General features: G+C 39.8%; 22 protein-coding genes. 7 read left to right on the top strand and 15 right to left on the bottom strand.

The features are described from left to right. Positions 1 to 110 precede the first annotated feature (110 nt). The 8 genes from RWZ05_RS06740 to RWZ05_RS06705 are packed head-to-tail and all read right to left on the bottom strand — an operon-like array spanning position 111 to position 6,997. Positions 111 to 425, bottom strand: coding sequence for an XdhC family protein (locus tag RWZ05_RS06740; RefSeq protein ID WP_012863865.1), 315 nt, complete (start codon positions 423 to 425; stop codon positions 111 to 113). Continuing rightward, positions 415 to 1,143: an XdhC family protein gene (locus tag RWZ05_RS06735; protein ID WP_298708214.1), complete on the bottom strand. Its 729-nt coding sequence runs from the start codon at positions 1,141 to 1,143 to the stop codon at positions 415 to 417. Before RWZ05_RS06735 ends, RWZ05_RS06740 begins: the two co-directional genes overlap by 11 nt. Beyond that, positions 1,127 to 1,939 carry a selenium-dependent molybdenum cofactor biosynthesis protein YqeB gene (yqeB, locus tag RWZ05_RS06730; protein WP_314643094.1) on the bottom strand — a complete coding sequence of 271 codons (813 nt, stop codon included), beginning with the start codon at positions 1,937 to 1,939 and terminating at the stop codon, positions 1,127 to 1,129. Before yqeB ends, RWZ05_RS06735 begins: the two co-directional genes overlap by 17 nt. Next, positions 1,936 to 2,658: a nucleotidyltransferase family protein gene (locus RWZ05_RS06725; protein ID WP_314643093.1), complete on the bottom strand. Its 723-nt coding sequence runs from the start codon at positions 2,656 to 2,658 to the stop codon at positions 1,936 to 1,938. The genes yqeB and RWZ05_RS06725 overlap by 4 nt, the downstream gene beginning before the upstream one ends. A gap of 6 nt (positions 2,659 to 2,664) precedes the next feature. Continuing rightward, positions 2,665 to 3,423 carry a selenium cofactor biosynthesis protein YqeC gene (gene yqeC, locus RWZ05_RS06720; RefSeq protein WP_314643091.1) on the bottom strand — a complete coding sequence of 253 codons (759 nt, stop codon included), beginning with the start codon at positions 3,421 to 3,423 and terminating at the stop codon, positions 2,665 to 2,667. Between the two features lie 42 nt (positions 3,424 to 3,465). Further along, on the bottom strand, positions 3,466 to 5,760 hold the full coding sequence (locus tag RWZ05_RS06715; RefSeq protein WP_314643089.1) for a molybdopterin cofactor-binding domain-containing protein: 2,295 nt from the start codon (positions 5,758 to 5,760) through the stop codon (positions 3,466 to 3,468). 2 nt (positions 5,761 to 5,762) lie between these two features. Further along, the gene (locus RWZ05_RS06710; protein WP_314643088.1) at positions 5,763 to 6,215 is read right to left on the bottom strand and encodes a 2Fe-2S iron-sulfur cluster-binding protein; all 453 of its coding nucleotides are present in this window, start codon (positions 6,213 to 6,215) and stop codon (positions 5,763 to 5,765) included. After that, complete coding sequence (locus tag RWZ05_RS06705; RefSeq protein WP_314643087.1) at positions 6,215 to 6,997, bottom strand: FAD binding domain-containing protein; 783 nt, start codon at positions 6,995 to 6,997, stop codon at positions 6,215 to 6,217. The genes RWZ05_RS06710 and RWZ05_RS06705 overlap by 1 nt, the downstream gene beginning before the upstream one ends. A 155-nt stretch (positions 6,998 to 7,152) precedes the next feature. Between RWZ05_RS06705 and RWZ05_RS06700 the strand changes: the two genes are divergently transcribed. Next, positions 7,153 to 8,034 carry a QueG-associated DUF1730 domain-containing protein gene (locus tag RWZ05_RS06700; RefSeq protein WP_314643086.1) on the top strand — a complete coding sequence of 294 codons (882 nt, stop codon included), beginning with the start codon at positions 7,153 to 7,155 and terminating at the stop codon, positions 8,032 to 8,034. 94 nt (positions 8,035 to 8,128) lie between these two features. Here the strand turns inward: RWZ05_RS06700 and yfbR are convergent, their stop codons facing one another. Genes yfbR through RWZ05_RS06685 form a run of 3 tightly spaced genes read right to left on the bottom strand, consistent with a single transcriptional unit; the run spans position 8,129 to position 10,561 of the window. Continuing rightward, positions 8,129 to 8,719 (bottom strand): 5'-deoxynucleotidase, encoded by a 591-nt coding sequence (gene yfbR, locus RWZ05_RS06695; protein WP_314643084.1) that lies wholly within the window; start codon positions 8,717 to 8,719, stop codon positions 8,129 to 8,131. A gap of 13 nt (positions 8,720 to 8,732) precedes the next feature. Continuing rightward, positions 8,733 to 9,590, bottom strand: a complete 858-nt coding sequence (locus RWZ05_RS06690) for a D-alanyl-D-alanine carboxypeptidase family protein (protein WP_314643083.1) — start codon at positions 9,588 to 9,590, stop codon at positions 8,733 to 8,735. A 41-nt stretch (positions 9,591 to 9,631) separates the two neighbouring features. Then, the gene (locus RWZ05_RS06685) at positions 9,632 to 10,561 is read right to left on the bottom strand and encodes a mechanosensitive ion channel family protein (protein WP_314643082.1); all 930 of its coding nucleotides are present in this window, start codon (positions 10,559 to 10,561) and stop codon (positions 9,632 to 9,634) included. A 163-nt stretch (positions 10,562 to 10,724) separates the two neighbouring features. On the opposite strand from RWZ05_RS06685, the gene RWZ05_RS06680 reads away from it, so the two are divergent. Further along, complete coding sequence (locus RWZ05_RS06680; RefSeq protein ID WP_314643081.1) at positions 10,725 to 11,501, top strand: adenosylcobinamide amidohydrolase; 777 nt, start codon at positions 10,725 to 10,727, stop codon at positions 11,499 to 11,501. Positions 11,502 to 11,792: 291 nt separating this feature from the next. On the opposite strand, the gene RWZ05_RS06675 is transcribed toward RWZ05_RS06680, so the two are convergent. From RWZ05_RS06675 to RWZ05_RS06665, 3 genes are all read right to left on the bottom strand, one after another. Then, complete coding sequence (locus RWZ05_RS06675) at positions 11,793 to 12,770, bottom strand: asparaginase (protein WP_314643079.1); 978 nt, start codon at positions 12,768 to 12,770, stop codon at positions 11,793 to 11,795. Between the two features lie 65 nt (positions 12,771 to 12,835). Further along, positions 12,836 to 13,603 (bottom strand): NAD(+) synthase, encoded by a 768-nt coding sequence (nadE, locus tag RWZ05_RS06670; protein ID WP_314643077.1) that lies wholly within the window; start codon positions 13,601 to 13,603, stop codon positions 12,836 to 12,838. Between the two features lie 8 nt (positions 13,604 to 13,611). Further along, a complete protein-coding gene (locus RWZ05_RS06665) occupies positions 13,612 to 15,063 on the bottom strand; it encodes a nicotinate phosphoribosyltransferase (RefSeq protein ID WP_314643076.1) in 1,452 nt (483 codons plus the stop codon). A gap of 315 nt (positions 15,064 to 15,378) precedes the next feature. Here RWZ05_RS06665 and RWZ05_RS06660 point away from each other — a divergent pair, with 315 nt between their 5' ends. The 4 genes from RWZ05_RS06660 (at position 15,379) to RWZ05_RS06645 (ending at position 20,361) form a co-directional block, all read left to right on the top strand. Continuing rightward, positions 15,379 to 16,827, top strand: coding sequence for an aminoacyl-histidine dipeptidase (locus tag RWZ05_RS06660; RefSeq protein ID WP_314643075.1), 1,449 nt, complete (start codon positions 15,379 to 15,381; stop codon positions 16,825 to 16,827). A 344-nt stretch (positions 16,828 to 17,171) separates the two neighbouring features. Further along, a complete protein-coding gene (locus RWZ05_RS06655) occupies positions 17,172 to 18,041 on the top strand; it encodes a GTP-binding protein (protein ID WP_314643074.1) in 870 nt (289 codons plus the stop codon). Continuing rightward, positions 18,038 to 19,573: a permease gene (locus tag RWZ05_RS06650; protein ID WP_314643073.1), complete on the top strand. Its 1,536-nt coding sequence runs from the start codon at positions 18,038 to 18,040 to the stop codon at positions 19,571 to 19,573. Before RWZ05_RS06655 ends, RWZ05_RS06650 begins: the two co-directional genes overlap by 4 nt. A 23-nt stretch (positions 19,574 to 19,596) precedes the next feature. Continuing rightward, on the top strand, positions 19,597 to 20,361 hold the full coding sequence (locus tag RWZ05_RS06645) for a TIGR03943 family putative permease subunit (RefSeq protein WP_314643072.1): 765 nt from the start codon (positions 19,597 to 19,599) through the stop codon (positions 20,359 to 20,361). Positions 20,362 to 20,571: 210 nt separating this feature from the next. On the opposite strand, the gene RWZ05_RS06640 is transcribed toward RWZ05_RS06645, so the two are convergent. Further along, positions 20,572 to 21,138, bottom strand: a complete 567-nt coding sequence (locus RWZ05_RS06640; RefSeq protein WP_314643070.1) for a biotin transporter BioY — start codon at positions 21,136 to 21,138, stop codon at positions 20,572 to 20,574. A gap of 347 nt (positions 21,139 to 21,485) precedes the next feature. Between RWZ05_RS06640 and RWZ05_RS06635 the strand changes: the two genes are divergently transcribed. Further along, positions 21,486 to 22,073: a PepSY domain-containing protein gene (locus RWZ05_RS06635; protein WP_314643069.1), complete on the top strand. Its 588-nt coding sequence runs from the start codon at positions 21,486 to 21,488 to the stop codon at positions 22,071 to 22,073. Positions 22,074 to 22,431 lie beyond the last annotated feature (358 nt).

The raw sequence follows: 22,431 nt of genomic DNA, 5'->3' as shown, positions 1-22,431 counted from the left end.
AGTACTGTAAATTTAGAAACAGTTCCTCCATGAGATTTTTGCCATATAAATATATTAATCTATAAAACAGATATTATATATATGCATTTTAAAGCAATCCCTTTGAGCGCTTAAATGTTTTGTGTTTCAATCCACACATCCATTTGACCGCCGCAAACCATACCTTCTTTGACAGCTACATCATCATCGAGTAATACGTCAATTCGACGGTGCGCTTCTTTTTTATTCAAAGAATCAACTGCACTGAGGCGAATTTCATTTTCTGCTCGGCCACCACCGATAGTGCCAAAGATGGAACCATCTGGGAATACAACCATAGATGTACCAGCTTTACGAGGTGTAGATCCACGGGTATACAAAATAGTAGCAACAGCTAATGTTTCATTTTTACGCTCACTAAGATATTCAATAAACTCACGATTCATGGCTCACTCTACCTTTCCGCAATGAGCCGCCTTGTTTACCACGCACCACTGCCAAATATTCACTAACAATAGATAATGCAATCTCTTCTGGTGTTTGTGCACCAAGATCTAGACCGATTGGTGCATATACCATATCTAACTCCTCTTGCGTCCAACCTTGCTCACGCAACACCTCAAATGCATAATGAATGCGCTTTTGACTGCCCATAACACCCATATAGGTTGGCAAATAATCGCGCAGTTGTTCTAAGCATACATTATCGTACTCATGAGCACGCGTTACAATGATAAAACCATTATATTCATCAAGAGGTAAATCGTTCTTGAAGTTTTCTAAAGGCAAGCATTTACGTGTAACACGTTCATCAAAGAATTCAGGGACTACATATTCTGGACGGTCATCTACAACAGTGACACGACATCCAATGAATAACAGTAAATCTGTAATCGCTCGGCTCACATGACCAGCACCCAATACGAGAACAGACGGATCATTTTCTACAGGTTGTACGAAACATTCTATTTCGCCTACCATACATAGAGAATTAAGTTTTGCCTTATCTACTGTAAAGCCTTCAATAGCCGTACCATATAGCACGCTACCATCTTCGGCATACACAGTCTTATCCCCTTGACGAGGACCAGATAAAACAGTAACCATCAAGGTAGTTTCAGTAACCTGTAGACGGTCTTTCATCACATCATAAATTGTTTCCATCTAGATTCCTTTCATAATCCCATGCAGTAACAGCCTCTAATACACCACCACCAACAGCAAGGGATTTATCTGAAATACTATAACAATGAGACTCTTCACAACGAGCATCTACATCGGCCAATTTAAAATGGTCCGATACAATGAGCCCACTCTTTAGAATGCCTCTAAGAATACCTGTAATTTTTGCCCGTACCGGCTCTTCATCGACATAACCAATGACCTCATTGGCTTGTACAGAATCACCAATATGACGCTTTGCCGTAAATAGACCAGCCTTTGGTGAGTGTATTACACGTTCATGAGTATAGCCACCTACATTACCAGGAATGCCTGTATTCGGTTGAGCAGGACCATCATAGATACAGCGCCCCAAAGAATGACCACGCATCGTTTCGATGACTACATCTACATCATCCCCTGCGGTAAATCCAGGCCCAACACCTATAACAAGCTCTGCATCATCACGTTTTGTACCTAGATTCTTCTTACTTAAAATACCATCTACTACAATAGCTGGTTTCAGTGTATCTAATAACTCTTCGTATGAACTAGTCACAACGGGAATTATCCCTTGTGCCAAAGTATCTTTCACTTCACTAAGGGTAACATGACGGGCTACAAAACGTTCCAAAACCATTTCACCACGATGAACAGCATTGCCGTAACATACTTCGCGGCGAATCATAGTAGGAATCGCAATTTCACTAATAACCACGGGATAGCCCGCCCGTTTCAATCTATATACAGCGCCGGAAGCGATATCACCGCCTCCACGCATGAGCACTAATGGTTTCATAATGCCTCACTTTCACGATATTTTAAACGCTCAAAATCATCAGGTGTATCGATATCATCACCAATATCGTCACGAATCCATAATTTCAAGACATAATCTTTGCCATCACCACGAATAATGGTCTTGCCACCTTGATCCCCTTGAATCTGTTGTAAAAATTCAAACCAATGAGAACCAAAGAGAACGGGATTTCCCGATTGATAGTTCGCCCCATAATGTGGGACAACGATAGTTTTCGAATGAAAGTTTTCACTAAATGCACTAATGACCTCATGTACGACAGCACTCGTCAGAAGAGGTTGATCCCCTACTGAGCAGAGAATGCCATCAAGCGGTATGGGCGATGTTTCTACTAAATGACGAACCCCCATCGCTATGGACACACCTTGTCCTAGCTCAGGGTGCTCATTTCTAATCGCTTCAAAACCATAGGATGTAACTATAGGTTCTAGTTTTTCATAATCATCACCAGTAACCGCCACAAAAGGTAGTTTACATGACATCCCAGATACTACCGGACCGCCCCATCCACATTGAAGAGCCCCACAGACCGCATCTAGAACAGTCTTGCCTCGCCAAGGCAAGAGCTGCTTATTACATCCCATGCGCTTGGATTGTCCTCCCACGAGGAGGACAATGCCAATATGCAAAGAACGACGGTCTCTGGGGTCTCTCATTGTACTGAAAGCGGTATTACAATTTGCTTTCACATTAGTCATGAGTACCTACCGACATTGAATAATGCGACGGATTTCGCAACTTGCTTTGTATCCATCAGCTAAAATGATAGCACCGATATCGCTATCCACAATATGATCAATAAAATCATCGATGATGCGATGTTGCACTGTTTCATAACCTGTACAGAATAGGATTTTTTTACCTTTGCTGTATTGGAATAAACCTTGCTTGTGCAATACAAGATCAGCCAACATACGCGGTGTTACAATAGCCCCCACATCGCGTTTTACGATATCTTGAACGAGCTCAATATTATGTACGTGCTCATCATCAAGAGGAGCCCCTAGCATTTGTAAGTTAACAAGACCAATCGTAGTCTTTGTAAGGGATGGAATAACAGGTTCACTCGTCTTGGGCGCCTTGAGCCATTTTTCCTTTGCACCGTCTGCTTCTACTACAATTTGCCAGTTAGGATGTAACTTGGATAAACTATCGATACGATCACAATCTAAGGAGTCCACTTTTGTTCCTGTAATCCCAGAGAACCACGCACCACAATAACCATGTAACACACGATCAGTACAATACTCATCTGCTTCATTAATATTTTTGGTATAAATCGGTTTATAATGAGCAACCTGAGATTCATAGAGTCGAGTCGTAGTCGTAACTACGATGGGCTGACCTTTCAGCCGTCCATATTCTACTAGTTTGGAAAGCACCGTCGTCTTACCGCCAGCCCCTACGAGGGCTACGATACCCGGCTGAATCAATCGATTCCAATAGGATGTTTGTGATGTCATAGAACCAGGCCTCCTTAGAAAGTAAAAAGCAAATTAAAATCTCTATACTTTATATTTCTCGTCCATCGCCATAAATACCTTCTCAGGTGTCATAGGTAATGTACGAACATCTGCGCCAACTGCATTTTTAATAGCATGTTGAATAGCAGGACTAGCCGTATTAATAACCACTTCGCCAATAGATTTAGCACCAAATCCGCCAGTTGGTTCATAAGACTCTACAAAGTCTACATGTAATTCACCGATATCTTGACGGGTTGGAATTTTATAAGTCATAAGGTTATTAGTTTCTAAACGACCACTATTTGTATAGCGTACATCTTCATATAAAGCCATGCCAATAGCTTGTACTACACCACCTTCAACTTGAACGCGAGCCAATTTAGGGTTGATAACAGTACCGCAGTCAATACAAGAGTATGTATGAAGAGGAATAACCTTACCAGTTTGTTTGTCTACTTTTACTTCTGCAATAGTTGCCATAAATGGAGGTGGGGATGTATGACTACCCCATGTAGCGAAACCAGACAATTGTTCCGCCTTAACGCCCACTAATAGTTTTGGAGCTAATTGATGAATATCCATAGTTTTGGAGCCATCTTTTGTTGTAGCTACAACGCCATCAAAATCAACGTTTTCAACGTCTGTTTCAAAGAACTCTGCAAATTTAGCAATGATCTTAGCGCGCAACTCTTCTGCAGCCTTCTTAGCCGCTGTACCAGTTACATAGGTCGTACTAGATGCATAGGAACCTGGGTCAAACGGTACAATATCTGTATCGGATTCAACAACCGTCATATATTCCATAGGACAACCGATTACTTCGCAGGCCATTTGAGTCAATACAGTATTAGAGCCCATGCCCATATCGGAAGAACCAGTGTACAATGTGTAGTTACCATCATCGCCAAGGCGAATTTCTACAGATGCTACGTCGATATTAGCAACGCCAGAACCTTGTAACGCCAATGCCATGCCAAGGCCGCCGCGATAGCGTTCATCGATATCCCAAGAATGAGGGCGTTCATCCCAACGAGCCATTTCTTTTACGCGATTTACTGTTTCTTGGAACAGACCAGAATCAAGGTATTCATCTGGAGCGTATACTAAGCTTTGTTCCCCTTGAGCAATCAAGTTCTTTTGACGTAATTCAGCAGGGTCTACCCCCATCTTGTCCGCCAAGTTATTAACAGCACACTCTAATGGCCACAATGCTTCGGTAGCACCATAACCACGGAACGCACCGCCTGGAGTATGGTTCATGTAAACGCCTTCTGTGCCGTAATGAATAGCTGTCGCTTTATTATATAAAGGAATAGACTTATGTTCCCCAGCTGTTGTGGTAGTGAAACAGTGCGTTGCATGAGCACCTGCATCAGTAATAGAGTCCATATCAATAACCTTGATGATACCATCTTTTGTGGCACCTACGCGAATTTGCCATTCACGAGCATGACGTGTAGTAGAGCAAGTTTGCGCTTCAGTACGATCATATAAAAGATAACAAGGCTTCTTCAATGTCCAGGCTACAAAAGCTGTCATAATTTCTGTACAAGCCGTTTGTTTAGAACCGAAACCACCGCCGATACGAGGCTTGATTACGCGAATTTTTGTAGCAGGAATGCCAAGAGCACGTGCAATATGACGACGCACATGGAATACGATTTGCGTAGAAGATACGATAACTACGCGGCCCAATGCATCAATATAACCAAAACTTTGGAATGGCTCCATGGCAGTTTGGCGTGTAGCTTGGTCAAAGTATGTCCCATCTACTACATAATCACATTTAGCGAGTTCCGCTTCAATATCGCCTACGCGCTTATGGTAGGATACACAAATATTACGTTTGTAATCTTGACCTACAGGAATATTGTTATGAATATCATCCTCAGGATGAACTACAGTTTCATGGTCGATAGCAGTATGCATATCAAGTACAGGTTTTTGTACTTCGTACTCAACCTTGATAAGAGGCATAGCTTTTAGAGCTGTAGCCTCATCTTTAGCTACTACAAGAGCTACCTCATCACCAACATACCGAACTACAGGATCCAAGATAAGCGCATCATACGCAGATGGCTCTGGATAGGTTTGACCAGCCAATGTGAAACGAGTATTAGGCACATCTTCATGGGTAAAGATTGCTTCTACGCCTGGAATCAATTTAGCTTTAGATGTATCAATCGATTTAATGCGCGCCTGTGCGTGTGGGCTACGAAGAACCTTAATAACGAGCGCATCTTTTGGAACAAAATCGCCTGTATAAGACGGCTTACCCGTCAAGATACCTTTAAAGTCAACTTTGTCATAGGATTTACCAATGTGCTTATTCATTATTATAGGCCTCCTTCTAAGAATTTACGAACCCCTCGAAGTTGTGATTCATAGCCAGTACAACGGCACAAGTTACCGATGAGATACTCGCGGATTTCATCATCACTAGCCTTTGGATTTTTGCGTTTCAAATTGATAGCACTCATCATCATACCAGTAGTACAGAAACCACATTGGTCCCCACCTTCACTTGCGATGCAAGCTGCTAGTAATTCAGCTTCTTCTTGTAAACCTTCTAATGTAGTAATCTTATGACCTGGTGCACGGAATGTAGGATATGCACAAGATAAAATAATTTCGTCGTCTACCCATACAGTACAAAGACCGCAGTTTGTAGTATCACAGCCACAACGTACGCTGTAATAACCAAGATTACGCAATGTATCCAACAACATTTCGTCAGTTGGCACATTAACTGTTACATTTTTATTATTAATATTTAGTACTAATTCCATTATTGTGCCACCTCCTTAGCTAAGCGTTGAACCATTGCTTTCACCATTTCCATACGGTATTCTTTGGACGCATGAGAGTTAGATTGGTAAACTAATTCTTCAGATGCTAATTGACCTGCTTCTTTTGCTGCAGACAATCCTTTTTCTGAAAGTAAAGCACTTGCTTTAGCTGCTAATTGAGGTACGCCAGGTCTTGTACCGATATACAATTCAACACCCTTGTCATCATGGCGAAGAGCACCTGTCAACATTGGGAAGTCACCACGAGAGATGCGAAGTGCTTCAATAGCTACAGGCACATCTACTTTAGGGATGCGAATTTCCATGAGGATATCACGTTCTCTATATGTCATATAGTCTTGCATGGACATGCGACCACCTTTAAAGGTAACGATGTCTGCATGCACTGCCAATAATGCAGGAATAATATCGGAGAAGCCGAATTTACTAGCTACAGATCCGCCCATAGTAGCTGTATTACGGAATTGAACGCCAAGGATTTCCTTAACGCCTTTAACTACGGCACCACCGCAGAATTGTTGTAATGGCTCAAAGCGTTCCACATCTCCTTGCGTCGCCATAGCGCCAATTACAAATTCGTTCTCCTCTTCACGAACATAACGCAAATCGAGACTTGCCATATCGATTACTGATGGCCATGTGCGTCGACCTAAACGCAACCAGCATCCGCCAGCTAGCATCGGAGCAGTTTTGTTCTTTGTGGCTAATTCATAAGCCTCTTCCACCGTCTTCGGTTGTAATACTTTCATAAATGCTAACATAATCTGTCCTCTCAATGGTATACTAATACTAAAAGAACTTTGATGATAACTATAAAAATACAGATATCATCGGACTACAAACCTATTAGGAATCTATAGAATTCCCCACGTTTCTTATACTTTTATTTTACCAATTATTCGCCACTAAATCTACGATGAAATATATAAATTTACAAGAAATCTGCAAAGAACTGAATATTTATGAGTTTGGCGTTGCATCTTGGCCACTACCTGAGAACGCAAAATCCATTTTATACGAAAGTAATCCATGTCCCTTTACGGCTGCCAATGTAGAGGAAAGACTATTAGGAACAACCCTTTTCAGACCTAAAAGTGCCATAGTTTGTCTTTTCCCATACCATGTAGACTATCAAGGTCCTTCCAATCTATCTCGTTATACGTGGGCTACAGATTATCACCTGGTCATTAATGAATATTTAGAACGACTAATTGAAAGATTACAAACAACAGATGAATCAGCTCTATTCTCTATTCATTGTGATACATCTCCCTTAGCAGATCGATACATGGCATACCTAGCAGGCCTCGGGTTTTACGGCAAAAACAATTGCTTCATCAGCCCTAAATGGGGTTCTTATGTGGTTATAGGAACGATTTTGACAACCTTAGAGCTTGAGCCTAATACACCTCTAGACCAGTCCTGTATGGGCTGTAATCGCTGTATCACTGCATGTCTCGGCAAATGTTTAGGCCACGATGCGTTTAAATACGACACATGTAAAAGCTATTTAACGCAGAAAAAAGGAGAATTAACTACCGAAGAAGAACGAATCATCGCTAAGACGCCTCTTGTATTCGGCTGTGATGTATGCCAAGACGTATGTCCTCACAACCAAAACATTCCTACAACACCAATTCCAGAATTCCAAGCCATCGAACCCTTTATTGATATAGGAGAACTCGATACCCTAACCAACAAAGAATTCAAAGCTAAATACGGACACCGCGCCTTCTCCTGGCGTGGCAAAAAAATATTAATGAGGAACCACAAGATTATTAAATCTAAAAAAGTATAATAACCATCCTCATACATAGGAGATTTGATAGTTTTGCAGAACAAAAAGAGACGACACCTGTCCGTCTCTTTTTTGTTCGTTATGTAGTTAATCATTATTTTATTTCATAATAGTTTAGCTCATCTAAGCTCTTGCCGAGGGCCGGCATATAGGTTTCAAGGAACATATCTACCTCAGGCATGTTGAGTGCTTTTAATTTAACCAAGATAGAGTCATGGGCTTCTTTGAACTCATCATTTCCTGCCTTAAGTTCGTTCACACATTTCATATACGCTGAAATCGTATCTGCTGCCTTTACGATAGGCCATTCTTCACTTTCTTCAGCATCTACAATGATAGGCTTATAAATAGCTTGTAGCCGTTCTGGTAAAGTAGACAACATTTTCTCTTGTGCCAAGGATTCAACTTCACCATACAGTTCACGGAGTTTTGGATCAAAGTATTTAATAGGTGTTGGCATGTCCCCTGTGAAGATTTCACTCACCTCATGGTACATCGCAATAACAGCCACTTTATTAATATCTACATTGCCACCGAAATATTCATTCTTTAAAGCTGCTAAGTTATGAGCTACCATAGCGACTTCAAGGCTATGCTCTTGAATATTTTCTGTTTCTGTATTCCGCATAAGACTCCATCGATTGATAAAGCGCATGCGTTTTAAAAATGCAAAAAATGAACTCATATCTCCCTCTGAACTAAATTACACCGCGAAGTTTAAAACCATAATCAAGGAATTGCACTGCTTCTTCCCAACGATTATCATCGTTAAGCATAACAACAATCATAGTGTGACCATTACGCGTAGCAGATGCGATTAAACATTCCCCTGCAGCATTCGTATAGCCTGTTTTCAAGCCATTGGCACCAGGATATTTGTTACGAATGAAGTGATTTGTTGTACGAATTGTTACAGGTGCACGATTTTGGTATGGCACCTTATAGTAATCATTAGCAACCTTATCGCGGAACATTTGGTATTTCATACCATATGCAGCAATCATCGCTAAGTCACGCGCCGTAGAGTGATGACCCATTTGCGTTAAGCCATGAGGGTTTAAGAAAACACTATTTTTAGCCCCTGCTTTTGCAGCAATGCGATTCATATCCTTCGCAAAGTTTGCCACAGAGCCACTCACATTTTCTGCTACTACAACAGCCGCATCATTGCCACTGGCAACCATCATACCTTCAAGAACACCTTCTAAGGTAATTTGATCGCCTACACGAACACCTAGATTAGATTCTTCCATGCTCGTTGCATAACTACTAATCGTAGCTAATTCATCAAGTTGAGTACCTTTAAGCTCTAGTGCCGTTAACAAGGTAACCATTTTTGTAGTACTCGCTGGGTGCATCCATTTATCAGGATTTTTAGCAAATAAAATCTCCTTTGTATCTGCATCGATGAGGACTACCGCTTCACCAACTGTAGATGGCGGTGCAATATATGCGGCATAGGAAATACTAGAGCCTAGTAATACAGCCCCTATAAAGGTTATCAGGAAAATAATTCGTTTCCACATCATAAACAAATTAGTTGTTAAAGATACCATATATCTCACTTTCTACATTACATTTAACTTCTAAATTACACTTAACTTTTTGGACTATCATCAATAGTAACATTCGTTTCTGTTGCTTTTTTCTTAATGCCTTTGATTTCACCAGTAGAGTTATCTACATTTTGAATATGCACCACACGTTGAGGATATGGAATATCAATACCATATTTATCAAACGCATCCTTTACATCAGACATAATGCTATATTTCACATCTACGAAATCCCTCGACTTAACGCGTGCATAGGCGGCAATGCGTACAGAGTTATCTCCAAATTCAGAAATACCAATTTCCATAGTTTTGGGATTAAGAACGCGTTTATCATTAGCAAAAATCTTCTTTAAAATTTTAATTGCCTCATGATGGTCGTTATTATACCCGATATCAAAAACAAAGGGGATAAGTCGCTCCGTTGTATACGCAATATTCGTTACGGCTTCAGATGTAAGGATAGAATTTGGTATATACACATTTCTTTGATCTCTAGTAGTGATAATAGTGTACATAAATTGAATTGACTTAACACTACCTATAGTATCTCTAACTTGAATAATGTGACCTGCTCTAAATGGCTTAAATATAAGAATTAATAAGCCTGATGCTAAGTTAGATAAGTTGTTCTGTAAGGCTAAACCAATACCTAAACCAAAGGCACCAAAGGCAGCTATAAAGGATGTGGTAGGAACACCAAGTACATTTAGGCAAATCAATATTAACCCTACAAGTAAGGCATAATTAATAATCTGAGTGATAAAGCTCATGGCTGCTGAGTCGTAAGAGGCCTTAGTCATAATACGTACAGCAAAGTTTTTCACCCATTTAATAGCATAACGACCTACCCAAAATGTAATAAGAGCTAATAATATATTGCCCGCTTGTGAAAAGAACCAATCTCGAATATTAATTAATACATTAGCATCTTTAAACAATATTTCTGAAGCAGAATAAAAAATATTGTCCATGTAAAACCTCCAATAATAAAACTATATATGCTTGAGCACATCTATAAATATAGTCATCATAAACATATATGCTATAATTTAATAAATATATTTTACAACGATACGGTAAAGTTATTATAACGTTATATTACATACATAACAATCTAAATCTAGGGAGACTTACATGATCAACAATCCATATGAAGCACCTCAAGAGCTTGCTACTAGAGGGTATGTAACAAAAGAATTAAACTCCGTTACAGTGCACTTTGATGACATCCATTATTCCTTATCTAGTGGACAACTCAATGGTGGCTATCACCATACACTGGCCGTGCGCAACCAACAATTAACATACCAAATCGAAACAGAACGCGATTTACCAGGTGGCTCGGTAGCCAACTATTTAGCCCAAGAGTTCGAACAAATCGATACGCCCGTCCATTTTAGTACAGCACTTCTAACATCTGCTACCATGACACTCCACGCCTACGCCAAAGTCGAGGAGAAAGATACGATCGTAGAGACTATCGTTACAGCAGGGTACGAAAAAACAGCCCATCGTGCAGGCACAGGCTATTGCTATGAAGAGCGGGACGGGGAGTTTATAACGCCTGGCACAATCAACATCCTCGTCTTTACGAATAAAGCCTTAACTGACAGCGCCATGGTGAAAGCAATCATGACTATTACAGAGGCTAAAACTGCAGCCCTCCAAGATTGGGGCGCTGAAAGTGTAAAACTCTATCCATTTATCAACGAAGATATTCCTGACGCACTCACAAAAGAACGTCAAACCTCTGCTACAGGTACATCTACAGATGGCGTCATTCTCACCATCGATACAAATGGTGACATCTTAACCGATGCAGGATCTTTCTCCCTCTTTGGAGATACTTTAGCCAAAACAGTCTATGTAGGCGTACAAAGAGCATTAGAAAATGCTATCGGAGCTGAATAAATATATCCCTCGCTCTACAAACGATATATTATTGTATGCATCGCTCGCTTAATATATCGTTTAATTTACTGCTTATAAGAAAAAAGATAAGAATCAAATGAAAACCGCACATCCTAGGCGATCGGGATGTGCGGTTCATTGCATATAAAACTGTTACACACAGTATAATACTTGAAAATGAATATCAAATTAAGATTTGAGATTATTTCTCAAATCTTTTTATTTTCTTTCAAAGGAAATACTAAGATTATTCTTAGTCAATAAGAGCTATATAATCAGGAAACAAAATAATTAATATTTATAGAAGAAATGTTGTAACTTTTTAAGATTTTTAGTTTTTGTAAGGCCTAACATTAGTAGGATACGAGCCTTTTGAGGACTCAATGTATCACTCACAAGATAACCTGCTAATGCATCTTGTGGCACTGCAGATACCATACCACTGCCCGTACGAGAGGCCCGTACCGTCGGGAACTTCGTATTCTGAGTAATTTGGCGTACATTTTGTGGAATTGTACCATGGCCGAGACCCGTTAGGATCAAGCCATCTGGATTGGTAGCTACTACACTCATGGGTACCATATCATCCATACCACCATAGCAAGTTAAGATTACTACGCGTGGCAATTCTTTTAGGTCGCTCACATCGAATTCAGAATCTTTAGTATGGCAACGAGTAGAGGCTTTATAGTAATGAGCTACGCCATCTTGTACGATGCCAAGATGCCCCACTAATGGACTATCAAAGGTCGCTACATTCGTCGTATTACATTTGGATACATCACGAGCACCATCAATATAACCGTTGAGTACTACAAGAACACCTTTTCCTACAGATGTAGGAGTTCTTGCCACTTGGATGGCTTGCAATAAATTAATGGGCCCATCCGCACTAATTGCACCAGCAGGTCTCATTGAGCCAGTAACGACAATTGGCTTATCAGTATGTACAGTAAGATTAAGGAAATATGCTGTTTCCTCCATACTATCTGTGCCGTGAGTAATAACAACACCACTAATATCCTCTTGATTTACTAATTTTTGTACTAATTGAGATAATTCTAACCAGTGTTTTACGGTAATATCGGAGCTTTCAATATTACTAAACTGGGTATATGTATAAGGACCATATGGCTCTGTACCTGGTACAGAGGCTAAGATTTCATCGAGCCCTAGTACACCAGCTGTATAACCTGTCAAATCTGTATCAGAAGCACCTTGGCCTGCAATCGTTCCACCAGTACCAATCAAAGCGATTTTTGTCTCCATATTACCTCCACGATCACTCTATAAGTAAATAATTTATTTTAACTCTCCTGTCGCGTAACTGTCGCTTAACGTTTCGGATCAAAAGATGGCATCAACTCCAGCTTATGCTTATTGATACGGTTCAGATAATCAATTCGTTCCTTCGTAGCTAAATCTTCAATTTCGCCAGTTCTGATATAGCGGTCCAACACAGCATAGGTAAATCCTAATTTATCCTCATCCGATTGACCACTGAGACCATCACTAGGCACTTTATCGACTAAGTAGGACGGAATATCAAGAAGTCTGCCAATTTGACGGACCTCTTCTACAACGAGTTGTGCAAGAGGACTAAAGTCCCCTGCACTATCACCAAATTTGGTGGAGTATCCCACATAATCTTCAGAACCATTACAAGTATTTGCTACACGAGCACCATTTGGCAAATTTTGCCCTACTGCATAAAGGGTTGCCATCCGAAGGCGAGGCGGCGTATTAATAGCCGCATCTCGAGACAAATCCTTTCTACCCGTTACAACGTCATAGCTTTCACCTTGCACAATAGCTTGTGTTAAAGCTTCGTAAGCTCCACCAATATTAACCGTCATATGAGGAATACCTAAATGCTCTACTACCGCCTTGGCATCGTCGATATCGGATTGAACGCCGTTGGGCATGAGAACACCTACAACTCGATCTGCCCCTAAGGCTTCCTTACAAAGAGCGGCAACAATAGTTGAATCCTTACCACCTGAGATACCAACAACAGCACTACAAGTGGGTCCATTTTGATTAAAGTAATCTCGAATCCATTGAACGAGAGCATCCTTTGTAGCTTGTGGATTTTCTAACATAAGCCCTCCTATTTTTTCCGATAAATACGGTTCAATAAATCAAGTTTCAATTGATAATAACTTGGACTCATATCAAGATAATGACGATGAGGATTTTCAAAACGTTGTTCTTCAGGCCAGATTTCATTAGTCAATTGGTCTTTAACATATTGACGAATTTCCTCAAGGGTTGGTAACGCTTTTATCAATTTACCATCCTTGATAATGAGCTCTTTCATTTCTTTGAAAGTACAGTTTTCAAAATATAATTCACGCCAAGGTTGCTCAGGGTTAATATAACGATATGGCTCCGCTGTGTCAGGTACTTCCCGTAATAATGTTAATAGATCGGCAATGGCACGCCCTTTTTCATTATAAACGCGATACACCTTTTTCAAGCCTGGATTTGTAATCTTTTCTACGGCCTCAGAAATCTTGATACGAGGTTCCCACTTACCATCTTTTTCAACGCTTGCAATCTTGTATACAGCACCAAATACAGGATCACTCTTAGAGGTGATGAGTCTTTCACCTACCCCAAAGATATCGATAGGGCCACCTTGAAGGAGGAGAGATTTTATCGTATATTCATCAAGGCTATTAGAAGCCATGATTTTACAATCCTCCAACCCTGCATCGTCTAGCATGCGACGCGCTTTCTTTGCCAAATATGCAAGGTCGCCAGAGTCAAGGCGAATGCCTTTCAACCGTTTACCCATAGGCACTAACACATCTTTGGCAACCTGAATTGCATTCGGTACACCAGATTTTAATACATCATACGTATCTACAAGGAATACAGCATTATCTGGATACACCTCAGCATATGCCTTGAAAGCATCGTATTCAGATCCGTGATACATAACCCAACTGTGGGCCATAGTACCGCTCACCGGAATACCAAACTGTTGCCCTGCTAATACTGTTGCAGTGGATGCTACACCACCAATATAGGCAGCGCGCGCACCATATACGGCAGCATCCACATTATGAGCTCGACGAGCTCCAAAATCGGCTACCACTCGTCCATCTGCGGCACGAACAATACGATTGGCTTTTGTAGCAATTAAGGATTGATGGTTCATCATAGTAAGCACTGCAGTTTCTACGATTTGTGCATCTATAAGAGGTGCGACGATAGTAATAACCGGTTCATTAGGATAAATAATAGAGCCTTCAGGGAATGCGTACACATCGCCTGTGAAGGAGAAATCTTTCAAATAGTCTAAAAATTCATCGCTAAAAATGCCTTGGTCGCGCAAATAAGCAATGTCACTTTCATCAAAATGTAAATTCAAAATGTACTCAACGATTTGCTCGAGACCACCAAAAATGGCGAAGCCACCCTTGTCTGGATTGCGTCTAAAGAAAACGTCAAATGCGACGCGATCCGTATTTTCATGTTTTGTAAAGTAGCCGTGTGCCATGGTCATCTCATAAAAATCCATAAGCATACTGATATTGCGACTTTCGTGTTGCATCGGTTCACCAACCTTCTAAAATCTAATGGATTTGTAAAATCGTTAATCGTATACCCTCATTATACAATATAATTCCTATATAGCTAGTATCTGCATTAGCTATGCTAATAATCATTCTTGTGATATAACTATATATATACACTAATTATTTATATATTTCCTATGTATGTCTGTGAAAGTCGCTACTATAAGAGGCTAAAACAAGCAATCTAAGCGAACTAATCATTTGCCTAAGCCCTTGTTGTATACCGCTAGTTATAATGGCTTTTACCAGATAATACATATATGATTTACAAGAGAATGAAAGGTACCATTATGGAAACAATCGTTCAAGCAAAACGGGTATTAGAAATTTTTAAAGAAATGAGCCAAATCCCTCGTGAATCTGGCAACGAAAAAGGCATTAGCGATTACATCGTAAACTTTGCTAAAAACTTAGGTCTTGAAGTTCACCAAGATGAAATCTTTAATGTGGTTATTAAAAAGGCTGCCTCTCCAGGCTATGAAAATCGTCCAAGTATCATTCTGCAAGGTCATATCGACATGGTATGTGTAAAAGGCCATGATTCTAACCATGACTTCACTAAAGATCCAATTGCGAATATCATCGAAGGCGAATGGATGCATGCAGACCACACTACTTTAGGTGCTGACAACGGCATGGGTGCTGCTATGATGCTCGCTATTCTCGAAGATGAAAGCCAACAACATGGCCCTATGCAATTACTGTTCACTACTAACGAAGAAACAGGCATGGACGGTGCTTTTGCTATTAAAGAAGGTCAAGTAACTGGCGATTATCTCCTCAACCTTGATACAGAGGTTGAACACGACTTTACTGTTAGCTGCGCTGGCGGTTGCCACGTACATGTAAACATTCCATTGTTACGCGAGAACAACCAACCAGGCTATGATGCGGGCTTGTCCGTTACAGTAACTGGCCTTAAAGGCGGTCATTCTGGTATCGAAATCAATGAGCAACGAGCCAACTCCAACCAAGTATTAACTCGCATACTCTATGATATTCAACAACAATATCCGGTATGCTTGGCATCCTTCGAAGGTGGCGTTAAGCATAATGCTATTCCATCCAAATCTGTAGCTGTATTATCTGTACGCTCCGAAGATGTAGCAGCCATTAAAACATTGTTTGCATACCAAGAAAAACAATACCAACATGAATATGAAGTGGCAGACCCAGGTCTCAAATTCGTAATAGAAGATGTAGCGACTCCAGAAGTAGTATACGCAGATGACACAACAGAAGCACTCATCACGTATATCTATCTTGCACAAGATGGGGTTCATTCTGTAAGTAAATCCATTCCAAATCTTGTAGAAACATCCAACAATATCGCCATCGTTCGTGAAAATGCACACACTCTAGAGGTGCTTATCTCCATCCGTAGTTCCAACAGCAATAGCCTTGAATTCTTGGCTAAGAAAATGATGCTTCTTGCAAAAACTCTTGGCGTGTCTGCAGAGCGCACTGGCGGTTACCCTGCATGGGAATACGATAAAGGCTCTAAATTAGAAGAGCAAGCAATCGCCTTACATAACGAAATGTTTGAGACACCAGCCAACGTAAATGCTATTCACGCTGGTCTTGAATGTGGTTTATTGAAAGGCGTATTACCAAACACACAAATGATCAGCTTTGGTCCTACCATCGTAAGCCCACATACACCAACAGAACGCGTCCACTTACCATCTGTAGAGAATGTGTATGTATACCTCAAAGCATTGTTAGCTAAACTACAATAATATAGTCTCTCTCCATCCCTCCTATAAGGTATTCTGTTGAGCTCCCCTCACAGAACCATCTATTAGGAGGGATTTTTTATAAATTTATCAAAATTTGTAAATAAATATTTATCCAAATAAGAGTATGTTTTCATATAAACTACATACGGTCTACACCTTTTATTTACAAATAATTATGAATATCAACTACACTTGCCAGTATACTCATATAAAGTATATATCCCATATATTTTAAAAGAATCAGTTAATTCCTAATATATCCGTGATTTCCTATATACCCTAGGGAGTATTTTCTGTGTTATCCTATGGGTGTATACTGTGTTTACATTACTCAGGAGGTGTATATGATTCCAATAGTTATCATATCCGGATTTCTTGGATCTGGAAAAACAACATTCCTACAACATATACTAAAAGAACATAAAGCTACAGATAAAATTCTCATCATAGAAAATGATTTTGGCGAAACCAGCCTCGATGCGGCTAACCTCTCCAAATCAGGTGCTACCGTTCGCGAAGTTACATCTGGCTGCATTTGTTGTAGCTTACAAGGTAATTTTCAGCAAGCATTGCTTGATATTCTCCGAAATCATGATATCGACATTATTTACATCGAACCATCTGGTGTTAGTAAGTTAAGCGAAATCATCCATACATGTAACGATGAAGACATTGCAAAATCCGCCTACGTTCACGCTTCAGTTACGACCGTTGATGCTATGCAAGCGCCCATGTTTATCAAAAACTTTGGGCTCTTCTTTAAAGATCAAATTACCCATAGCGATGCCATATTCTTGAGCCATACAGAGGATATTCAACAAACCAGTATTACAAAACGTATGATTCGTGACCTTGCTCCTAATACGCCAATTCACGAAGAAGCATGGAACACCCTATCATTACGGGACTACATCAAACGACTTTATCATTGTCACGACGATAACTGCTTGCATGATGAGCATCTATTTATGAGTCATACCTTCAAGGACTTGCGCACCCTCAGCCTCGTACAATGGAAAACTATATTGGAAGGCATGCCAGATACAGTACTTCGTGCAAAAGGTATTGTACCGACTACAGAAGGACCTCATGAACTTCAGTATGGCACACATTACTGCTCCCTTACACCGACAGAGTCTACCGATTATAGCTTAGTCGTTATCGGCACAGATTTTAATGTACCAATGGTGCATAACGAAGTGTGTCAATCATGATACCAGTTTATATCGTTACAGGCTTCATTGGCTCTGGTAAAAGCACATTTATTAACGAACAGCTACAACACCGCAAAAAACTAGGCGGTACAGCACTTATCAGTGCCGAAGAAGGCAGTGTGGAGCTTATAAAAAAGCCGTTACAGCTCGATGCAGATACATTGAGTGCTATCAGCCCTACGAATCCATCTACTTACAACACTATAGCTAGTGAAATGGCAAACTATATAGAGCGTGTTAACCCCAAAGAAATTTGGATTGAGTGGAACGGCATGCTCGGCTTTCATCAATTAGAAGCCTTATTATATAGCGAGAAATTGAGTCATCTATTACAAATAGAAAAGGTATTATATATTTGTACAGATCAATTCGTATCAACCATATTACCGGGTCTAGGTAATGACGTAACTAGTCAATTGTATAGTGCCGACTGTATTATCACAGAAACGCCTACACATCACTCTTTATTACGCACCTACAACGGTGAAGCAAAGATTGTTACAAAGCCTAGCCCTGAAAAGGTAGAGCAATTATGTCGAAATTCAACATGGGGCCTAATCCCTAATCTATTAGTTATAGGCATTACCACTTATATACTATTAGTTACTGCCTTTCGACACGATATTCCTTACTCCATACACCAATGCTTTGCCATTATTACGGGCCTCATCATCGAAGCAATTCCGTTCCTCCTACTAGGAACCGTAGGCTCAACGATTATTCGCTACTTTATACCTCAAAAGGTGTTATTGAAACTCTTAGGTGATCATTCTTGGAAAAGCTACGGTGCCGCTATGATTAGTGGTTTTGCATTACCCATCTGTGACTGTGCCATCATTCCCCTATTTAAGGCACTCGTAGATAGGGGTATCCCTCTATCGGTAGCGCTCCTGTTTATGCTTGCTAGTCCCATCATCAATCCCGTTACCATACTCTCTACGTGGTATGCATTTCCCGATAATCCTATGCTATCCCTATGGCGTATCATTTTAGGCCTAGGTGTGGCCTTATTAGTTGCTCTATCCTTCCGATTCTGGCCTCTATCTACACCTACGTTGAAAGTAAAAACGCCTCAGAACCTTAGCTACGAAGAAATCGTCTTAGAAGCAGCTAAATCTAAGCATATTGATAAGAAACGATTGTTAATCCATATGGAAAAAGAGTTTTCCCAACTCCTATTCTATTTTTCCATGGCAGCTGGCGTATTATCTGTAGTCCAAGTATATGGTAAGCCATGGCTACTCAAGGCGGGCTTTACATTACCAGACTTTGCTGCTATTCCGCTCTTGTTAGCATTAGCCTTCTTCTTCTCTATTTGTTCTACATCGGATGCTATCATCGGTAAATCTTTAAGCACCCTATTCCCTATGAGCTCAGTTATGGGCTTCCTGATCTTAGGACCCATGTTAGATATCAAAAATGTGTATCTATTAAAACAATATATGCCTACCGCATTTATTGTGCGACTAAGTATAACCATTGCCGTTATGTCCTATCTAGCGGCTCTAATATATCAATTTCTTTTAAGCTAATGATTACAAAAGGAGATGATTTCATGACATTAGGACTAAAAGATCGCTTTTCCATTGTGAAAGGCTTACTGTATCTCACATTGGGTATTTGTTGTGTGTATCTCATTGTGACAGGTCGTTATTTAAACTACATTGCACCTCGTTACGAGCTTTTATTAGGCATTAGTAGTGTGGCCCTCATTTTAGGTGGTCTAGCGACGATTATTTGGGCTCCATCAAGATACTATAAACATAACTGGAAATCTATCGTACCAATTATTATTCCCATCGTATTACTTATCGTTCCACCAGTACTCGTTCCATCTACAGGTGTTCACGGTGCGGTTCGCGTAAATGACGATACCAATAACTTTGACTTTACAAATGATGCTATCGGCGAGGTTATCACAGTTAATAGTGAAAGCAAAGAACCGGGTATTTCCAACGATAAAAAAGAAATTGTTTTAAACTCCGATAACTTCTATCAAACCATTGTAAAAGTTGGTTCCAATGCAGAGCAATATAAAGATTACACTGTATATATGACAGGCTATGTAAATCGTGAGGATAATACATTAAAGCCTAACGAATTCACTATTTCTCGTATGGCTATGGCTTGTTGTATCGCTGACGTTGCCCCTATCGGTATGACAGCTTACAAAACAGACGGAGATAGCTTGCAAAATGAGCAATGGGTATCTATCGAAGGTAAGGTTTCTACACGAGACTTCCACGGTCGTCAACAACCGTATGTTGAAATCACAAAAATCAAATCAGCAGATCCTATTTTAGGTTATGTATATCCATAAAACAAATTAAACAAATAAAAACGAGGCATTATGCCTCGTTTTTATTAAGACTGATTAAGTTATATATATCTTACATTCTATACGTAGTCATACATATATCTTGAATTCTATATGTTTAAGTAAATATAGAGCTACAAGCTGTATGCTAATAATCATATCTATTCAATTAGAATGTCTGTACAATTAAGATATCAACATAAACGAATTGTATTAATGGTGTAGTTCTTTGATGATTCGTTTACCCAAAGATGCTGCTACAGCACATAGGAAAATATCTGGACCTACTGGAATTAAGAAACAAGTAATAATAACAGCTTCAACGCCAATTGGTTTACCTAAATACAAGTTCATAATGAAATATAGGTAAACCATACCAATGCCATATACAATTAATAGATTTAATATAGAACCCGCTAATAATCGTTTAAAGGATAGGGTATCCATCGATTCAGCAATTCGCCCCACAACGTAAGCCCCAACCATAAAACCAATCAAATAGCCAAAAGTAGGTTGTAAAATATAACCAGGACCGCCTCCAGAGGTGAAGATAGGTACGCCGATAAGGCCCAGTACAATATAAATGCCTACGCTAGCAGCGCCTAAACGACTACCTAATACAATGCCCGCCAATGTGGTAAATAAGATCTGCAATGTAAACGGACAGTTAGGTAATGGCACCCGTATGAAAGCACCTACGGCAATCAAAGCCACAAATAGTGCAGTCATTGTTAGCTGACGAGTGGTAATGCGAGTTTGTTTCGATACGGTAGAACTCATGGTATACCTCCATTAATAAGACAATAACAAACTACTACTTACCTAAATTAAAACACTTGTATTTTTAATTGTCAACTACAGCGATTGACTGTTAGTTAACTATGTAGTCTAATACTATATATAACTATAAATACTATATTTTTAAGACTTTTTATCTTTTCGACTATATCTTATAGTTATTGTCACTCGTTCATAATAACAAAAAGATATACTCATCTTCATGCAAAAAGAGTATTGATTTCATCTTGTGTTCATATAACAATATTAAATTATGCATAAGTAGATTGAGCAAAATCTACTTTCACAAAATGGTATTTAAAAGTACCGTATATTAGGAGGCATTCATCATGAAAAATGTTAAGAAAGTATCCAAAGTTTTATGCGCACTTGGCGTTAGTACAGTATTATTAGCAGGTGTAGTTGGCGCAGCTAGCAACCATGCTTACAACAATCATAGCAACTGGAACGGTGTTGGTAGTGTAACTCCATCCGCTCAAGCTAACTATTCTGTTGATTACATGGGCGCTGTTACAGTATTCCAACAACAATTCCCTGGTGCTACTGTAAAATCTATTTCCTACGATGCTAAACACAACCCTTACTATGAAGTAGAAGGTTACTACAACAACCGTGAAGTAGAAATTAGAGTAGACGAAGCAACTGGTCAAATCGTTAACAAAGAAGTAAAAGGCTATGCTAAAGCTAACAAAACTATTAACGTCCAAAACATCATCATTCCTGAAGTAGCTGAAACAAAAGCTATCGAAAAAGTTGGTTCTGACTTCCAAACTATGGAATGGTCTGTTGAACGTGAAAACGGTAAAGTTGTATACGAATTCGATATGACAACTGGTGGCGACAAAAAAGCTGAAGTAAAAGTTGACGCTACATCCGGTAAAGTTTTGAGCTCTAGAGTAAAAACTACAAAATACTAAGAAGCTCCTTTCATCTAGTGAACCCCTATCCTAACCCACTAAGATGACACACTACACATATAACACACATACTATACACACAGTATCCACTGGATACACTCTCTAACACAAACTAACACACAAACTTAAAGAGCCCGTAGGACTCACCACGGGCTCCATAACCCCTATCTCACACAATAGAAAATGGTCTGTGTTCACACACCACAGACCGAACGTTACACACACTATACTCCCTATAAAAGACCTTGGATCGTTGAATCCAAGGTCTTTTTTCGTGCACTACTGTATTACTCCACAACAAAAATAGGCTTATAGGACAAAAAGTGTGTGTAAAAACCCTTATAACACTAGATATTTA

This window comes from uncultured Veillonella sp. (assembly GCF_963543145.1).
Classification (GTDB): Bacteria; Bacillota; Negativicutes; order Veillonellales; family Veillonellaceae; genus Veillonella.
The sequence above is the reverse complement of the archived record's forward strand: the minus strand, read 5'-3'. Positions and strand labels throughout refer to the sequence as shown.

What these genes read in the sequence shown, in the direction of transcription:
- RWZ05_RS06740 (WP_012863865.1), bottom strand. Translation starts at nt 425, where the DNA reads ATGAATCGTGAGTTTATTGAATATCTTAGTGAGCGTAAAAATGAAACA.
- RWZ05_RS06690 (WP_314643083.1), bottom strand. Translation starts at nt 9,590, where the DNA reads ATGGTATCTTTAACAACTAATTTGTTTATGATGTGGAAACGAATTATT.
- RWZ05_RS06715 (WP_314643089.1), bottom strand. Translation starts at nt 5,760, where the DNA reads ATGAATAAGCACATTGGTAAATCCTATGACAAAGTTGACTTTAAAGGT.
- RWZ05_RS06650 (WP_314643073.1), top strand. Translation starts at nt 18,038, where the DNA reads ATGATACCAGTTTATATCGTTACAGGCTTCATTGGCTCTGGTAAAAGC.
- RWZ05_RS06700 (WP_314643086.1), top strand. Translation starts at nt 7,153, where the DNA reads ATGAAATATATAAATTTACAAGAAATCTGCAAAGAACTGAATATTTAT.
- RWZ05_RS06635 (WP_314643069.1), top strand. Translation starts at nt 21,486, where the DNA reads ATGAAAAATGTTAAGAAAGTATCCAAAGTTTTATGCGCACTTGGCGTT.
- RWZ05_RS06645 (WP_314643072.1), top strand. Translation starts at nt 19,597, where the DNA reads ATGACATTAGGACTAAAAGATCGCTTTTCCATTGTGAAAGGCTTACTG.
- RWZ05_RS06685 (WP_314643082.1), bottom strand. Translation starts at nt 10,561, where the DNA reads ATGGACAATATTTTTTATTCTGCTTCAGAAATATTGTTTAAAGATGCT.
- nadE (WP_314643077.1), bottom strand. Translation starts at nt 13,603, where the DNA reads ATGTTAGAAAATCCACAAGCTACAAAGGATGCTCTCGTTCAATGGATT.
- RWZ05_RS06675 (WP_314643079.1), bottom strand. Translation starts at nt 12,770, where the DNA reads ATGGAGACAAAAATCGCTTTGATTGGTACTGGTGGAACGATTGCAGGC.
- yqeC (WP_314643091.1), bottom strand. Translation starts at nt 3,423, where the DNA reads ATGACATCACAAACATCCTATTGGAATCGATTGATTCAGCCGGGTATC.
- yqeB (WP_314643094.1), bottom strand. Translation starts at nt 1,939, where the DNA reads ATGAAACCATTAGTGCTCATGCGTGGAGGCGGTGATATCGCTTCCGGC.
- RWZ05_RS06705 (WP_314643087.1), bottom strand. Translation starts at nt 6,997, where the DNA reads ATGTTAGCATTTATGAAAGTATTACAACCGAAGACGGTGGAAGAGGCT.
- RWZ05_RS06735 (WP_298708214.1), bottom strand. Translation starts at nt 1,143, where the DNA reads ATGGAAACAATTTATGATGTGATGAAAGACCGTCTACAGGTTACTGAA.
- RWZ05_RS06710 (WP_314643088.1), bottom strand. Translation starts at nt 6,215, where the DNA reads ATGGAATTAGTACTAAATATTAATAATAAAAATGTAACAGTTAATGTG.
- RWZ05_RS06680 (WP_314643081.1), top strand. Translation starts at nt 10,725, where the DNA reads ATGATCAACAATCCATATGAAGCACCTCAAGAGCTTGCTACTAGAGGG.
- RWZ05_RS06725 (WP_314643093.1), bottom strand. Translation starts at nt 2,658, where the DNA reads ATGACTAATGTGAAAGCAAATTGTAATACCGCTTTCAGTACAATGAGA.
- yfbR (WP_314643084.1), bottom strand. Translation starts at nt 8,719, where the DNA reads ATGAGTTCATTTTTTGCATTTTTAAAACGCATGCGCTTTATCAATCGA.
- RWZ05_RS06665 (WP_314643076.1), bottom strand. Translation starts at nt 15,063, where the DNA reads ATGCAACACGAAAGTCGCAATATCAGTATGCTTATGGATTTTTATGAG.
- RWZ05_RS06640 (WP_314643070.1), bottom strand. Translation starts at nt 21,138, where the DNA reads ATGAGTTCTACCGTATCGAAACAAACTCGCATTACCACTCGTCAGCTA.
- RWZ05_RS06660 (WP_314643075.1), top strand. Translation starts at nt 15,379, where the DNA reads ATGGAAACAATCGTTCAAGCAAAACGGGTATTAGAAATTTTTAAAGAA.
- RWZ05_RS06655 (WP_314643074.1), top strand. Translation starts at nt 17,172, where the DNA reads ATGATTCCAATAGTTATCATATCCGGATTTCTTGGATCTGGAAAAACA.